Here is a 13,514-nt window from a genome sequence, read left to right on the forward strand (position 1 = left end):
CGTCGCCGATTGCCATCCCCGACACCGGGTGAGGGCCGTATGCCGGCCCGAGCGGCGACCCTCGACGCCCCGGCCGGCAAGCCCAGTCAGGCCGCGAAGCCGCGCTTGCGCAGGAGCGCCTGCGTCGTCGGCATGCGGCCGCGGAAGGCGGTGTAGAGCTCGGCGGCCTCGCGCGTGTCGCCGGCCGAGTAGATGTATTTCAGCAATTTCGCGCCGGTCGTCGTGTCGAACGCGTCGCCGGTCTCGGTGAATGCCTCGAAAGCGTCGGCATCGAGCACTTCCGACCACATGTAGGAGTAGTAGCCGGCGGAATAGCCGTCGCCCGAGAAGATGTGGGCGAAGTGCGGGGACCGGTGGCGCATGACGATCTCGCGCGGCATGCCGAGCCCGGCGAGGATCTCCGTCTCGCGCGCCATCGGATCGGCCGGGGCCGTGCCGCTCTCGTGCAGCGCGAGATCGACCAGCGCCGAGGAGGTGTATTCGACGGTGGCGAAACCCTCGTCGAAGGTGCGGGCGGCCTTCATCTTGTCGACCAGCGCCTGCGGCAGCGCCTCGCCGGTCTCGACGTGGCGGGCATGGCGCTCGAGCACCGAGGGCACGGTCAGCCAGTGCTCGTAGAGCTGCGAGGGCAGCTCGACAAAATCGCGGGCGACCGAAGTGCCGGACAGGCTCGGCCAGGTGACGTCGGACAGCATGCCGTGCAGCGCATGGCCGAACTCGTGGAACAGCGTGCGGGCGTCGTCGATCGACAGCAGTGCCGGTTCGCCGGGGGCGGGCTTAGCGAAGTTCATGACGTTGTAGATCACCGGCTTCTGGCCGCCGTCGAGTTTGTGCTGGCGCCGCAGGCTGCTCATCCAGGCGCCCGAGCGCTTGGAGGCGCGGGCGAAATAGTCGCCGAGGAAGGTGCCGATCTCGGCGCCGTCGGCATTGCGGACCCGCCAGATCCGAACGTCGGGATGCCAGGCCGTCGCCTCCGGCCGGCGTTCGAAGGACAGGCCGAACAGGCGGGACGCAACGTCGAAGGCCGCTTCGATCATCCGGTCGAGCTCGAAATACGGCTTCAGCTCCGCCTCGTCGAAATCGAACTCGGCCTGCCGGCGCTTCTCGGCGAAATAGCGCCAGTCCCAGGGCTCCAGCCGGGCATTGTCGCCCTCGGCGGCGGCGAGCGTCTGGAGCGCTGCGGCGTCGCCGAGCGCGCGCTCGCGGGCCTTGACCCAGACCTCCTCCAGCAGCGCGCGCACGGCGCCAGGCGTCTTGGCCATCGCGTCGTCGAGCTTGTAGGCGGCGAAGGACGGGAATCCGAGAAGCTTCGCCTTCTCGGCCCGCAGCGTCAGAATCTGCGCGATTAAGGTGCGGTTGTCGGTCGGGCCGGGGTTCTCGCCCCTCGCGATCCAGGCGCCGAAGGCCTTTTCGCGGAGGTCTCTACGGCTGGAGAAGGTGAGGAACGGCGTCACGATGGAGCGCGACAGCGTCAGCGCATAGCCCTCGATGCCGCGCTCGCGGGCCGCCTCGGCCATCGCCGATCGCGCGAAGTCCGGCAGTCCCGAAAGGTCGGCTTCGGTGAGAGGCAGGACGAAGTCGCGCTCGTCGGCGAGGATGTTCTGCGAGAAGGCCGTGCCGAGCTCGGACAGCGACGCGTCGACCTCAGCGAGGCGCTCGCGGTCGGCGCCTTGCAACCGGGCGCCGCCGCGCACGAAGCCGAGATGCACGCGGTCGAGCAGGCGCAGGTCCTCGGCCGACAGTCCCTCGACCGTGGCGAGGCTCTCGCGCTGCGCGAACACCGCCTCGATGCGGGCGAAGAGGCCGGCGTCGAGGGAGATCGCCGAGCCGTGCCGCGACAGTTTCGGCGAGATCTCGCGCTCCACTGCCTGAAGCGCCTCGTTGGTGTGAGCTCCGGCCAGCGTGTAGAAGGCGGAGGCGACGCGCGACAGCCGGCGGCCGGCCTTTTCCATTGCGCCAATGGTGTTGGCGAAGCTCGGCGCCGCCGGATCGGCAACAATCGCATCTATTTCGGCCCGATGAAGACCCATCGCCATTTCAAATGCCGGCGCGAAGTCGGTTGGCTTAAGCTTTGAAAAGTCGGGCCATTCCCCGCTGAAAGCATCTTGCCCCTCAGTCATCCCAACAGAATCGGCGGTGATGTCGATGAGATTTGCTGCCATAATCTTTGCAACCTTAGCAAACTGCGTTACAAGTTCTGTGAGCCTTAAACGGCTACGGAGTCTGAAGATAAACCGACATGACAGGCAGGCCGGAGGACATTCAGCAAGGCCCGTCACTGACTTCGTCGAGGTTACACTTTTTTCGAGAAGAGAACGATGACCCAGCTCATTCCCGGAAATTCCCTCGGCTTCCTTCTCACCGATCTATCGCGCCTGTTTCGCCAGGCGTTCGAGAGGGTCGTCGGCGGTGCCGGGCTCGAACTGACGCCCGGTGAAATCCGCGCCTTGGCCCAGGTCGCGCGCAACAGCGGCGCCCGGCAAGCCGTGCTGGCAGAGCTCATGGGCGTCGAGCCGATGACACTGTCGGCCTATCTAGACCGGCTGGAGGCCCATGGCCTGATCGCCCGGACGACCGATCCGACCGACCGGCGCGCCAAGGTGATCAGCCCGACGCCAGCAGCCGAACTTGTTTTCCAGCGCGTGCGGCCATTGGCAGCGCAGATCTATGCCGAGATGACCGCGGGAATCGACGAGGCGGATTTGCGCATCGTCGACAGCGCGCTGATCAAGATGCGGGCCAACCTCGTCAGCGAGCTGGAATCGGGCGGTCCGAAGCCGTCGATGCAAATGCCGGTCGTTGTCGCCAAAATCGCCTGACAAGACAGCGGCGCTGAAGACCGTCCGACGTACCAGCGACGTCCTATACCCCTGTAGCCATGCCTCAAGCAGCCCGTCGGTCGTTGCCGGCTATCGGCTGCCCGCGCCACGCATCCACGAGACCATCACGGTTCAGGCGCCCTTCTGGACGCCTGAACCGGCTCGTCTCCGCTATTCCGCGGCGACCTGCTGGGCGTAGGTGCCTTGCACAGCTTCGGCCGCGATGGCGAAGGATCGCAGCCGGTCGGCCTGTCCGTGGATCTGGCCGGTGATGATGATCTCGTCCGGCGCATAGCGGGAAACCAGCGCCGCGATCTCGCGCCTGACCGTCTCGGGCGAACCGGTGGCGGAGACTGAGAGAGCCTCGTCGACGCCGTGCTTCACCATCGGATCCAGCACCGCGTCGATGTCGTCCACCGGCCGCGGCAGCGGCCCCGGATGGCCGGTCCGCAGATTGGCGAAGGCCTGCTCCATCGAGCTGCGAAGGCGGCGCCCCTCGGCATCCGTCTCACCGGCAAAGACGTTCATCGCCAGCATGAAATATGGCTTGTCCAGATATTCCGACGGCCGGAAGGTCTCGCGGTAAACCTCGATCGCTTGCCCCAGCGCCGCGGGCGCGAAATGCGAGGCGAAGGCATAGGGCAGACCGAAATGGGCGGCGAGCTGCGCGCCGTAGAGGCTGGAGCCGAGAATCCAGACGGGGACGTTGGTGCCCATGCCCGGCACGGCGCGCACGCGCTGGTTGGGACCCGCCTCGGCGAAATAGGCGAGCAGCTCCATCACGTCCTGCGGGAAGTTGTCGCTGTTGTCGAGGCTGCGGCGAAGCGCGCGCGCCGTGTTCATGTCGGTGCCGGGCGCCCGGCCGAGGCCAAGGTCGATGCGGTCGGGGTAGAGCGTCGCCAGCGTTCCGAACTGCTCGGCGATCACCAGCGGTGCGTGGTTCGGCAGCATGATGCCGCCGGAGCCGACGCGGATCGTCTTGGTCCCCGCAGCAACGTGGCCGATCACCACGGCCGTCGCCGCGCTGGCGATGCCGGTCATGTTGTGATGCTCGGCGAGCCAGAAGCGGTTGTAGCCAAGCGTCTCGGCATGTTGCGCCAAGGCCAGCGAATTCGTCAGCGCGTCGGCAGCGGTGCCGCCTTCGGGGATCGGCGAAAGGTCGAGGACGGAATAGGGAAGCATCGGGTCTGTCCATCTCATGCGTGAGGCCATGAGATGGGAACGGCCGGCGTCGCTGTCCAGCATGGCGGGCGGTGCGGGCACCGGTGGAGCGAGGTCTGATAGCCCCGAAAGCCCTGCGGACTGGGGCTGCGACCGATCGGTAGAAAAAAAGCCCCACCGGTCACCGGCAGGGCTTTTTCGAAAGAGAGGTGGCGCTGGCCTGGCCTCAGATGCGGCGACGGCCCTGGATGATCTGCACGACGACGACGATCACGGCGATCACGAGCAGGAGGTGGATCAGTCCGCCGGCGACGTGGAACACGAAGCCGCCGAGAATCCAGGCGATCACCAAAATTACTGCAAGCGTCCAAAGCATCGAGCCGTCTCCTGATCTGGCAGTCCCACGGGCCGCCTCGCCCCATAATGGCCACAGCTGAAAGCCGTTCCGTCCGTGCCACAGCAAATCACGGCGGGCTATGGGGCCACGCTATCGGGAGAAGCGGCAACCCGCAGTTTCAACCGTGTGGCTGCCGTGCCCCGGCTAGAGCCGGTCGCGCTTACCGAGGGTGCGCAGGCGCAGGGCGTTGAGCTTGATGAAGCCCGCCGCGTCCTTCTGGTCGTAGGCGCCGTGATCGTCCTCGAAGGTGACAAGGGCGTCGGAGTACAGCGATTTCGGGCTGGCGCGGCCGGTGACGATGACATTGCCCTTGTAGAGCTTCAGCGTGACCGTGCCCTCGACATGCTCTTGGCTCTTGTCGATCAGCGCCTGCAGCATCTCGCGCTCGGGCGAGAACCAGAAGCCGTTGTAGATCAGCTCGGCATAGCGCGGCATCAGCTCGTCCTTGAGATGCGCGGCGCCGCGGTCGAGCGTCAGGCTCTCCACCGCGCGGTGGGCGGCGAGGAGGATGGTGCCACCGGGCGTCTCATAGATGCCGCGCGACTTCATACCGACGAAGCGGTTCTCGACGAGATCGAGCCGGCCGATACCGTTGTCGCGGCCGAGATCGTTCAGCGAGGCGAGCAGCTCGTGCGGGCGCAGCGCCTTGCCGTCGAGCGAGACGGCGTCGCCCTTGAGGAAGCCGATCTCGATCGTGGTCGCACGGTCCGGAGCTTCCTCCGGGCTGATGGTGCGCTGGTAGACGTAGTCCGGCGCCTCCTCGGCCGGGTCTTCCAGCACCTTGCCCTCGGAGGACGAGTGCAGAAGGTTGGCGTCGACCGAGAACGGCGCCTCGCCGACCTTGTCCTTCGACACCGGGATCTGGTGCTGTTCGGCGAAATTGATGAGGTCGGTGCGCGACTTGAAGGCCCATTCGCGCCAAGGCGCGATGATCTTGATGTCGGGGTTCAGCGCATAGGCGGAGAGCTCGAAGCGGACCTGGTCGTTGCCCTTGCCGGTCGCGCCATGCGCGATCGCGTCGGCGCCGGTCTCGCGGGCGATCTCGACGAGGCGTTTCGAGATCAGCGGCCGGGCGATCGAGGTGCCGAGGAGGTAGACGCCCTCGTAGACGGCATTGGCGCGGAACATCGGGAAGACGAAGTCGCGGCAGAACTCCTCGCGCACGTCCTCGATGTAGATTTCCTTGATGCCGAGCATCTCGGCCTTGCGGCGCGCCGGCTCCAACTCCTCGCCCTGGCCGAGGTCTGCGGTGAAGGTCACGACCTCCGCGCCATACTCGGTCTGCAGCCATTTCAGGATGATCGAGGTGTCGAGGCCGCCGGAATAGGCGAGGACGACCTTTTTGACGTCGCGCTGGTTTGCCATGCTCTTGTCCCACGAGAAACGAATTCGGTGGGGGCTCTATAGCAAGAGATGGCGGGGAAGAAAGCCGCCCCCGCGACATCGGCGGCGCTGCCGGGCCTTCCGATGCCGTCTCCTCGCCGTTTCGACCGAATTAGAAGTCCCTCAGGGCAGAGTGTTCAAGCCGACGGTGCGCCGGCGGGCCTTGGCATTGCCCGTCGCCTGTCGGGGACGAGGCGCCAGGCCACAGCCTGCAGCCGGGCGAGCCAGGCGGCCGCCGCGTGCCAGGCCGGAACACCGCTGCCCGCCACTACAGCGTCGATCCGCGCGGCGGCGGCAATGAGCGGCCGGCGGACGAGCAGCATGACGAGGCCGACGACGAGCCAGGACAAGACGACGTCCGACAGGAAATGGCCGCCGAAGGCGATGCGGTTCAGCGAGAAGAGCACCGCGGGGACGCTGAGGGCGAGCAGCACCCGTGCCCGCATCGCCCGCGGCACGATCAGCGCAACCGCGAGCATGGCCGCTGCCGAGGCGGCTTCGCCGGAGGTGAAGGAGCAGTTGCCGCTGCAGGCACCGGCGAACTGCCAGGGCGCGCTGAAGTCCAGCTGGCCGCCGAACTCGGCCAACTCGCGCGGGCGCGCCCGGCCGAACAGGTTCTTGAGGACGAGGTTCACCAGGAGGCCCGGACCGAGGGCATAGACGGACAGCAGAAACACCGCCTTGTGCGGCCGCATCACCCAGCGCGACGGCAAGCTGACGGCGGCGACGAAGAGACTGGCCACGGCGGCGGCCAGCAGCGCCAGCGTGGACAGCCGGTGCAACTCGCGCAGCCCCATCAATGCCGGATCGTCCTGCAGCGGGAACCCTTGGCCGGCGACGGCGAACCAGCGGGCGACGCCGAGATCGATCGCGGGAACGGCCATGAACAGGAAGCTGAACGCGAGGAGGAGCTGGGCGAGGAGGCCGATCGGTGCGGTCTCGGCCCTCTCAGCGAACCTTGCGGCAGCGCCGCGCATCAGAAGCGGCGCGGCGCGCGCGCCGTCCCGCAGCGCCGTTCCGACGGCCGATGCCGCCGTCCGCACCGCGGTGTCGCCTGTGGTCCAGTCCATGCGTCTTCCCCCCGATCGACGCCGAACCATGGCCGGGACGGGCGACAGGGAGATGACTTCCACGTTACCGCGGCATGACGTTGCCGAATAACGAGGGGTTCTGCGCGCGTTTCACGGTTTCGGGTGGCCGGGCCGGAGGGGCCGGGTTAGACCGGTCTCACCTCTCTACTGCAGGGATCGCGACGCATGGATTTCATTCCCGCTCTCGGGCCGCTTCTCGCCTTCACGCTCGCCGCCTTCGTCCTGACCATCACGCCGGGTCCGGACATGACGCTGTTCATCGGGCGGACCTTGAGCCAGGGCCGTATGGCGGGCATCGCCACCATGCTCGGCGCCTCCAGCGGCGTCCTCGTCCACACCACACTGGCGGCCTTCGGCCTGTCGGCGCTGGTCGCCGCGTCGCCGGAAGCCTTTGGCCTCCTGAAGTTCGCCGGCGCCGGCTACCTCATCTTCCTCGCGGTGCAGGCGATCCGCAGCGGCTCGTCGCTGCAGCTGGAGGCGGTGGCCGGCAAACAGCGCTCGCTCACCGCCAACTGGCTGACCGGGGTCGGCATCAACCTGTTGAACCCGAAGATCATCCTGTTCTTCGTGACCTTCCTGCCGAGCTTCGTGTCGGCGGGGGACCCGCATGCGACCGGCAAGCTGTTCTTCTTCGGCGTCTATTTCATCGTGCTGGCGGTGCCGATGAGCCTTGCCATGATCCTCGCCGCCGACCGTTTCGCCGCCGCGCTGAAGCGCCGGCCCAAGGTGATGCGCGGCATCGACTGGTTGTTCGCCTCGGTCTTCTCCGCCTTTGCCGTCAAGATCCTGCTGACCCCCGGTCGGTGAGGTCTTCGAATACCATCACGCGTAGGCGTAGGGCCCGCCGGCCTCCAGCGCCCTGATATAGGCCGGGCGGGCGTGGATGCGCTCGAGGAAGGCGCGGCAGTTCGGCCGGGCGCCAAAGCCGATGCGGTCCTTGCCGGTCTCCAGCGGAAAACTCATCATGATGTCGGCGGCCGAAAACTCCGGCCCGGCAAACCAGCCGGTGTCGGCGAGCGACTGCTCCCAGTAGTCGGCATGCGCCTGCAGTTGCGGCTCGAGGAAGGCACCGTCGAGCTTGGCGAAGACCGGCTTCATCAGCGGCCGCAGCAGTTTCGGCAGGCCGGAGGGGATGCGGGAGAAGACCAGCTTCATCACCAGCGGCGGCATCGCCGAGCCCTCGGCATAGTGCAGGAAATGCCGGTACTGCCAGCGGTTCGGCCCGACCGCCGGCGGGCCGAAGCCGCCGCGCGTCTCGGTGAGATAGTCGACGATGGCGCCGGTCTCGGCGAGCGTCAGCCCGTCCTCGGTGATCACGGGCGACTTGCCGAGCGGGTGCACGGCGCGAAGCTCGGCCGGCGCCCGCATGGTCTTCGGATCGCGCTGGTAGCGCTTGATCTCGTAGGGCGTGCCGAGCTCTTCGAGCAGCCAGAGAATGCGCTGCGAGCGGCTGTTGTTCAGGTGGTGAAGGATGATCATCCGGCCTAAGTGACGCGCCTGGCGCCAATGGCAAGATCATGCGGACAAGGACACCCGGGCATGACGGGGTCATGCGGCATCACGGGGTCATCCTCTCATGTCGCTGTCATGCGGGCATGCCCGTGTGCCCGCCGGCAGCTGGCTACTTGCCGGCGGCCTGGCGCAGCGCAACGTTGATGCGATCCTGCCAGCCCGGACCCTCGGCCTGAAAATGCTCGAGCACGTCGGTGTCGATGCGCAGCGAGACGAGTTCGCGCGCGCCGGGCGCGGCGGGCAGGCCGAGCGTGCGCTCGTCGATCCGCTCCGGCTTCTTCGTCACCTGCTTGAAGGCGGCCTCGGCGGCGCTGCGCGGGTCGCTCGGACGCCTGGTTCTTTCCGGCGGTCTCATGGAATGTCCTCTTGGGTTGAATGCGATGATGCTAGCACGGCTGGCCACGCTGCCGTCAGGGCGTCGGGGCGGTATCCACCGCTTGCGCCTCGGGAGGTCGCGCCACGGCCGTCCGGCGGGGGCTGCGCCAGCGGCCGGCAGCCCGTCCGGCGACGATCCAGTAGACCATGGCGAAGGCAAGGCCCGCGACGATCATCGCGGTCTGGACGCTCGCATGCGGCATGGCTTCGCCATAGGCCGAGCGCATGATGGCGAAGCCGCCAATGATGCCGGCGGCCATATGCAGGATCAGCGACCGCCAGCCGAGGCTCTCGGTGACCACCATGAACAGGCCCCAGGGGATCAGCACCGCGGCGCCGACCTGGGCCGACTGCGCAAGAAAGCCAAAAACCGCCTGCACCCAGAACAGCGGATCACCATCCGCCCCGGTCAGATCGATGAAGGGCCAGAGCAGCGCGAAGCCGGCGGTGAGGCACGCGAAGATGAAGGCGACCGGAATGACGAACAGGAAGCGCAGCACCGCGATCACGTCCGGCGATCCCGCAAGGCCGGTGTCACTGGCCGGCTGCCAGCCGTTCGGTCTTGCGCATGCGCTCGCTCTCCGACTTCAGCTGGCCGCAAGCGGCAAAGATGTCGCGGCCGCGCGGCGTGCGGATCGGCGAGGCGTAGCCAGCCTGGTTGACGACGTCGGCAAAGCGCTCGATCTGGTCCCAGTCCGAGCACTCGTAGTCGGTGCCCGGCCAGGGGTTGAACGGGATGAGGTTGATCTTGGCGGGAATGCCGGAGAGCAGCCGCACCAGTTCGCGGGCGTCGCCGAGGCTGTCGTTGACGCCCTTCAGCATGACGTATTCGAAGGTGATGCGGCGGGCATTGGAGACGCCGGGATAGGTCCGGCAGGCCTCGAGCAGCTCGGCCAGCGGGTACTTCTTGTTGATCGGCACCAGCACGTCGCGCAGTTCGTCGCGGACGGCATGCAGCGAGATGGCAAGGCCGACGCCCATCTCCTCGCCGGTGCGGGCGATCATCGGCACGACGCCGGAGGTCGACAGCGTGATCCGGCGCTTCGACAAAGCGAGGCCCTCGCCGTCGGAGACGACGGCCAGGGCCTGGCGAACATTGTCGAAGTTATAGAGCGGCTCGCCCATGCCCATCATCACGACATTCGAGACGAGGCGGCCCTCGGAGGGCAGGATGCCGCCCTCCGGCGTATCGGCATCGGGGAAGTCGCCGAGCCGGTCGCGGGCGACCATGATCTGGCCGACGATCTCGTCCGGCGTCAGGTTGCGCACCAGGCGCTGGGTGCCGGTGTGGCAGAAGGTGCAGGTGAGGGTGCAGCCGACCTGGGAGGAGACGCAGAGCGTGCCGCGGCCTTCCTCGGGGATGTAGACGGTCTCGATCTCGACCGGCCGGCCGGCGCCCTTGGCGGCGAAGCGGAACAGCCATTTGCGGGTGCCGTCGACCGAGATCTGCTCGTCGACGATCTCCGGCCGCGCGATGTCGGCGGTCTCGGACAGCTTCTGGCGGAGGTCGCGGGAGATGTTGGCCATCTGACTGAAGTCGGAGACGCCGCGCACATAAAGCCAGTGCCAGAGCTGCGCGGTGCGCATGCGCACCTGCTTGTCCGGCACGCCGGCACGGCGGAGCGCCTCGCCCAGCTGTTCGCGGCTCATGCCGACGAGATGGGGCTTCGCCTCGGTGGTCACCGCCTGCGGCCGCACCATGGCGACGGGCACGAGCGCTTCGCCGTGCGCAGGCGGCGTCGGTGCGAGATCGAGCAGTACGGCCATGGGGTTGCCTTCGTTCCGAGGACCATAGGCGGCCGCGGGCGTCATGATGTCAGGATCCCCTTCAAATGACGCCTTTGCGGCTTTTTCGCAAGGGCGCGGCGATCTCACGCGGTTTTGCGCGGGGAAAGCTGGCTCAAAACGACGAAAGCCGGACCCAAGGGCCCGGCTTTCGCGAGATCATTCGTCTCCTGCCTACTTGCAGGTGCCGATCGACTGGAGGGCGGCGGTGACGCCCGACAGCGAGTAGGTGTAGTGCGTGGCGGTCCCGCGCTGCGACTTCGCGTCGACCTTCATGTTGGTACCCTTGCGGAGCGAGGCGACGAGCTGCGGCTCCTCGGCGGCGTTTTCCATCCAGGCGGACTCGCCGCGGGTGAACAGCGTGTACTTCCGGCCGTCGATGTCGACGACGACCTTCGAGCCGTCCTGCATCTTGTAGCCCATCACCACCTGCGGCTCGTAGGAGACGCCCTGGCCCGGCTTCTGGGAAATCAGGAAGAAAATGTCGCCGTGGTCGACGCTCGCCGGCTCCATCGCCGTCGGCGTGGAGAGGATGTAGCAGACCTTGCCGCCCGAGGCGGTGTAGGAGTAGCTCCCCCAGGCGTTGAACTGCTTGATCCGGGTCGGTGTCTGCGCCGTAGCGGCAGCGCTCGACAAGACCAGGATGGCTGCCGCCGTGGTCAGGACATTCTTCAAAGACATGGCTCCCCGCTCGTCTGGTGATTGGCCATAGGCAAAGCTGCCCGGCCAGTTTCTGGACGCGACTTACGTTCAGTTTGCCTTAAAAGGTCTTGATGTCGGGTAAACGAACCGAGACTGGCGGCAAACGTGGATGAGGTTCTGATCGGCCGGGGCGCCCGCTTCGCAAACCTCCGGCTTTCCGATCCCGTCGCGCGCCATCACGAGTGAGCCAAGAATATTGGCGACAATTTGGCGATGCCCGCTCAGCGCGCGCTGGTTGTCCTCCGGTCGTCTTTTGCATGCGGGACAGCACGGGCGTCCACCCCATCGGGGCACACGAAGGCTTGATCAGCCTTCCTTCATCTCGCCGAGGGTTTCGGCCGCGCGGAGATAGTGTTCCGGCTTGATGTTGTGACGGACCGCGCCGAAAGCCGCCCAGAGAACGGCGATGTCGTCGGTGAAGCCGAGGCCGAAGAGGAAGTCAGGCACGATGTCGATCGGCAGGACGAAATAGGCGAGGGCGGCGAGAAGGATGCCCTTGCTCGACGATGGCGTCTCGGGATCGATGGCGCAGTAATAGGAGGCGACGACGTCGTCCATGAACGGCACGTGCCGCGCGGCGCGGCGCAGCGTGCTGAAGAACGAGCGGCGAACTTTCGTCTCCTGCTCGGCCTGCTTCTCGACCGTCGCCGGCAACAGGATTTCATCGATCTGGGTCTTCGCGATGGTCATGCGTCTCTCGTCTCTCCGCTTCCTCTGACCTTCAGATGGCGCTGAGAGATGACGGCTCAAGAGTTAGGGCATTGCCGATGCACGAGTTTTAGCCAAGCGGCCTGTCCGGCGCTCGGGCGAGACCTTTGTCAACGGCATTCGGCAAGGCCGCGCATCCGGCTGTCCTCGCCCTGCCGGTGGGCGGCGGGTGCAACCAGCGGGAAGCTCTCCTCGCGCACATAGGGGCCGCCGCCGACGGAGTCACGCGAAGACAGGAGCACGAAGCGGCTCACCGGAAAAAGCGGGGTGCCGAAAGGACCGCGACAAGCGAGATAATGCGCGACGTCGTCGATCTTCGGCTGGCGCAGCCGGGCCAGCGTCACATGCGGCACGAAGCGGCGCGGGTCGGCCGGCATGCCGAGGCGGCGGCAGACGCGGTCGATGTCGGCCTGCAGCGCCTCCAGTGGCGGCGAGACCTTGACGCCGGCATACAGCGAATGCGGCTTCTTGGAGCCGAAGGCGCCGACGCCGTCGAGCGCCAGCTGGAAGGGCGCACGCTCGATGCGGTCGAGGGCTGCCACCATCTCGTCGGCGAAGCGGGCATCGACGTCGCCGATGAATCGCAAGGTGATGTGGTAGTTCTCGACGTCGATCCAGCGGGCCGACGGCATGCCGCCGCGCAGCAGGGACAGGGCCAAGGCCGCATCGCGCGGGATCTCGATGGCGGTGAACAGACGCGGCATGAGAACTTCTCCGCAAATCAGTTGGCCTTCGCGGCGAGCCTTTCACCTTGAACCCGGCGATTCAAGCACCCCGGCGGCAGAAGCGCCCCCGCGATGGCTTGCCGCGGGTGCAATGCACAATTACTTTCGCCCCACACCGGCCAGTTCGCCTTGATGCCGGCAGGCCGCCTTGCGGGAGGAGCGACAGACCATGGATGTCCCGATGCCCGCCGCGCCGCCATCCTCCACCGACGACCTTGCCCCGGCCGTTCCACCGCCGCGGCGTGCCACAGCGCCAAGCTTTGCCATCCGCCGCATGCACCCGCCCGAACACGCGGTGATCGCGGACCACCTGAAGCGTCTCGACCCCGAGACGCGCCGGCTGCGCTTCGGCAATCCGGTGAACGACGCCTTCCTCGAGCGCTACGCCGCGCTGGCGCTCGGCGAGGACGCCGTGGTGTCCGGCTGCTTCATTCGCGGCACGATGCGGGGTGTGGCCGAACTGCGCTTTCTCGACGATGGGCGCCGGGAGGCCGAGGGCGCGTTCAGCCTCGAGCCGGATTTCCAGGGTTTTGGCCTCGGCGCGGCGCTGTTCGGCCGCACCATCGCGCTGGCCCGCAACCGCGGCGTCCGCCGCCTCTATCTGACCTGTCTCAGCGAGAACCGGCGGATGCAGCGCATCGCCCGCCGCCACGGCGCCGAACTGTCCTTCGTCGAGGGCGATGTCACGGCTGATATCCGCCGGCCCTATGCCGACGCAGGGAGCCTTGCCGAAGAGGGAAGGGGCGATGCCTTCGTCGTCGCGCGGCTGGAATGGCGGCAGCGTTTTGGCGCCCTCGGGGTGTCCGTCCGCCGGCTCGCGCGCGGCGGCGTTTGAGCGACGAGGGCTTCCGGCTTC

Annotated in this window: 15 protein-coding genes; 3 read left to right on the forward strand and 12 right to left on the reverse strand. The window is 67.1% G+C overall.

Annotation, left to right across the window (positions count from 1 at the left end):
* Positions 1-86: 86 nt before the first annotated feature.
* Positions 87-2,120 carry a M3 family metallopeptidase gene (locus ACZLZY_RS17630; RefSeq protein WP_472935604.1) on the reverse strand — a complete coding sequence of 678 codons (2,034 nt, stop codon included), beginning with the start codon at positions 2,118-2,120 and terminating at the stop codon, positions 87-89.
* Positions 2,121-2,318: 198 nt separating this feature from the next.
* Between ACZLZY_RS17630 and ACZLZY_RS17635 the strand changes: the two genes are divergently transcribed.
* Positions 2,319-2,819 (forward strand): MarR family winged helix-turn-helix transcriptional regulator, encoded by a 501-nt coding sequence (locus ACZLZY_RS17635; RefSeq protein WP_472935512.1) that lies wholly within the window; start codon positions 2,319-2,321, stop codon positions 2,817-2,819.
* 171 nt (positions 2,820-2,990) lie between these two features.
* Here the strand turns inward: ACZLZY_RS17635 and ACZLZY_RS17640 are convergent, their stop codons facing one another.
* The 4 genes from ACZLZY_RS17640 to ACZLZY_RS17655 form a co-directional block, all read right to left on the reverse strand.
* Positions 2,991-4,001 (reverse strand): LLM class flavin-dependent oxidoreductase, encoded by a 1,011-nt coding sequence (locus tag ACZLZY_RS17640; protein ID WP_472935513.1) that lies wholly within the window; start codon positions 3,999-4,001, stop codon positions 2,991-2,993.
* A gap of 205 nt (positions 4,002-4,206) precedes the next feature.
* Positions 4,207-4,356, reverse strand: a complete 150-nt coding sequence (locus ACZLZY_RS17645) for a lmo0937 family membrane protein (RefSeq protein ID WP_472935514.1) — start codon at positions 4,354-4,356, stop codon at positions 4,207-4,209.
* Between the two features lie 165 nt (positions 4,357-4,521).
* Entirely contained in the window at positions 4,522-5,742 is a 1,221-nt protein-coding gene (locus ACZLZY_RS17650) for an argininosuccinate synthase (protein ID WP_472935515.1), read from the reverse strand.
* A gap of 155 nt (positions 5,743-5,897) precedes the next feature.
* Positions 5,898-6,830, reverse strand: coding sequence for a phosphatase PAP2 family protein (locus ACZLZY_RS17655; RefSeq protein WP_472935516.1), 933 nt, complete (start codon positions 6,828-6,830; stop codon positions 5,898-5,900).
* A gap of 186 nt (positions 6,831-7,016) precedes the next feature.
* Here ACZLZY_RS17655 and ACZLZY_RS17660 point away from each other — a divergent pair, with 186 nt between their 5' ends.
* A complete protein-coding gene (locus ACZLZY_RS17660) occupies positions 7,017-7,658 on the forward strand; it encodes a LysE family translocator (RefSeq protein WP_472935517.1) in 642 nt (213 codons plus the stop codon).
* A gap of 15 nt (positions 7,659-7,673) precedes the next feature.
* Here the strand turns inward: ACZLZY_RS17660 and ACZLZY_RS17665 are convergent, their stop codons facing one another.
* The 7 genes from ACZLZY_RS17665 to thpR all read right to left on the reverse strand — a co-directional run bounded on the left by ACZLZY_RS17665 (position 7,674) and on the right by thpR (position 12,637).
* On the reverse strand, positions 7,674-8,330 hold the full coding sequence (locus ACZLZY_RS17665; protein ID WP_472935518.1) for a glutathione S-transferase family protein: 657 nt from the start codon (positions 8,328-8,330) through the stop codon (positions 7,674-7,676).
* Positions 8,331-8,472: 142 nt separating this feature from the next.
* Entirely contained in the window at positions 8,473-8,718 is a 246-nt protein-coding gene (locus ACZLZY_RS17670) for a BrnA antitoxin family protein (protein ID WP_472935519.1), read from the reverse strand.
* A 55-nt stretch (positions 8,719-8,773) separates the two neighbouring features.
* Entirely contained in the window at positions 8,774-9,247 is a 474-nt protein-coding gene (locus tag ACZLZY_RS17675) for a hypothetical protein (protein ID WP_472935520.1), read from the reverse strand.
* Between the two features lie 25 nt (positions 9,248-9,272).
* On the reverse strand, positions 9,273-10,439 hold the full coding sequence (gene rlmN, locus ACZLZY_RS17680) for a dual-specificity RNA methyltransferase RlmN (RefSeq protein WP_472935605.1): 1,167 nt from the start codon (positions 10,437-10,439) through the stop codon (positions 9,273-9,275).
* 258 nt (positions 10,440-10,697) lie between these two features.
* Positions 10,698-11,204 carry an invasion associated locus B family protein gene (locus ACZLZY_RS17685; RefSeq protein WP_472935521.1) on the reverse strand — a complete coding sequence of 169 codons (507 nt, stop codon included), beginning with the start codon at positions 11,202-11,204 and terminating at the stop codon, positions 10,698-10,700.
* 327 nt (positions 11,205-11,531) lie between these two features.
* Positions 11,532-11,915: a YkvA family protein gene (locus ACZLZY_RS17690; RefSeq protein WP_472935522.1), complete on the reverse strand. Its 384-nt coding sequence runs from the start codon at positions 11,913-11,915 to the stop codon at positions 11,532-11,534.
* Between the two features lie 128 nt (positions 11,916-12,043).
* The gene (gene thpR, locus ACZLZY_RS17695; RefSeq protein WP_472935523.1) at positions 12,044-12,637 is read right to left on the reverse strand and encodes an RNA 2',3'-cyclic phosphodiesterase; all 594 of its coding nucleotides are present in this window, start codon (positions 12,635-12,637) and stop codon (positions 12,044-12,046) included.
* 190 nt (positions 12,638-12,827) lie between these two features.
* Here thpR and ACZLZY_RS17700 point away from each other — a divergent pair, with 190 nt between their 5' ends.
* Positions 12,828-13,493, forward strand: a complete 666-nt coding sequence (locus ACZLZY_RS17700) for a GNAT family N-acetyltransferase (protein WP_472935524.1) — start codon at positions 12,828-12,830, stop codon at positions 13,491-13,493.
* The last annotated feature ends 21 nt before the right edge of the window (positions 13,494-13,514 follow it).

The organism is Mesocryomonas lacus, from assembly GCF_055730135.2.

Coding starts and splice junctions, on each gene's coding strand:
- ACZLZY_RS17630 (WP_472935604.1), bottom strand. CDS start 2,120: ATGACTGAGGGGCAAGATGCTTTCAGCGGGGAATGGCCCGACTTTTCA.
- ACZLZY_RS17635 (WP_472935512.1), top strand. CDS start 2,319: ATGACCCAGCTCATTCCCGGAAATTCCCTCGGCTTCCTTCTCACCGAT.
- ACZLZY_RS17640 (WP_472935513.1), bottom strand. CDS start 4,001: ATGCTTCCCTATTCCGTCCTCGACCTTTCGCCGATCCCCGAAGGCGGC.
- ACZLZY_RS17645 (WP_472935514.1), bottom strand. CDS start 4,356: ATGCTTTGGACGCTTGCAGTAATTTTGGTGATCGCCTGGATTCTCGGC.
- ACZLZY_RS17650 (WP_472935515.1), bottom strand. CDS start 5,742: ATGGCAAACCAGCGCGACGTCAAAAAGGTCGTCCTCGCCTATTCCGGC.
- ACZLZY_RS17655 (WP_472935516.1), bottom strand. CDS start 6,830: ATGGACTGGACCACAGGCGACACCGCGGTGCGGACGGCGGCATCGGCC.
- ACZLZY_RS17660 (WP_472935517.1), top strand. CDS start 7,017: ATGGATTTCATTCCCGCTCTCGGGCCGCTTCTCGCCTTCACGCTCGCC.
- ACZLZY_RS17665 (WP_472935518.1), bottom strand. CDS start 8,330: ATGATCATCCTTCACCACCTGAACAACAGCCGCTCGCAGCGCATTCTC.
- ACZLZY_RS17670 (WP_472935519.1), bottom strand. CDS start 8,718: ATGAGACCGCCGGAAAGAACCAGGCGTCCGAGCGACCCGCGCAGCGCC.
- rlmN (WP_472935605.1), bottom strand. CDS start 10,439: ATGGTGCGGCCGCAGGCGGTGACCACCGAGGCGAAGCCCCATCTCGTC.
- ACZLZY_RS17685 (WP_472935521.1), bottom strand. CDS start 11,204: ATGTCTTTGAAGAATGTCCTGACCACGGCGGCAGCCATCCTGGTCTTG.
- ACZLZY_RS17690 (WP_472935522.1), bottom strand. CDS start 11,915: ATGACCATCGCGAAGACCCAGATCGATGAAATCCTGTTGCCGGCGACG.
- thpR (WP_472935523.1), bottom strand. CDS start 12,637: ATGCCGCGTCTGTTCACCGCCATCGAGATCCCGCGCGATGCGGCCTTG.
- ACZLZY_RS17700 (WP_472935524.1), top strand. CDS start 12,828: ATGGATGTCCCGATGCCCGCCGCGCCGCCATCCTCCACCGACGACCTT.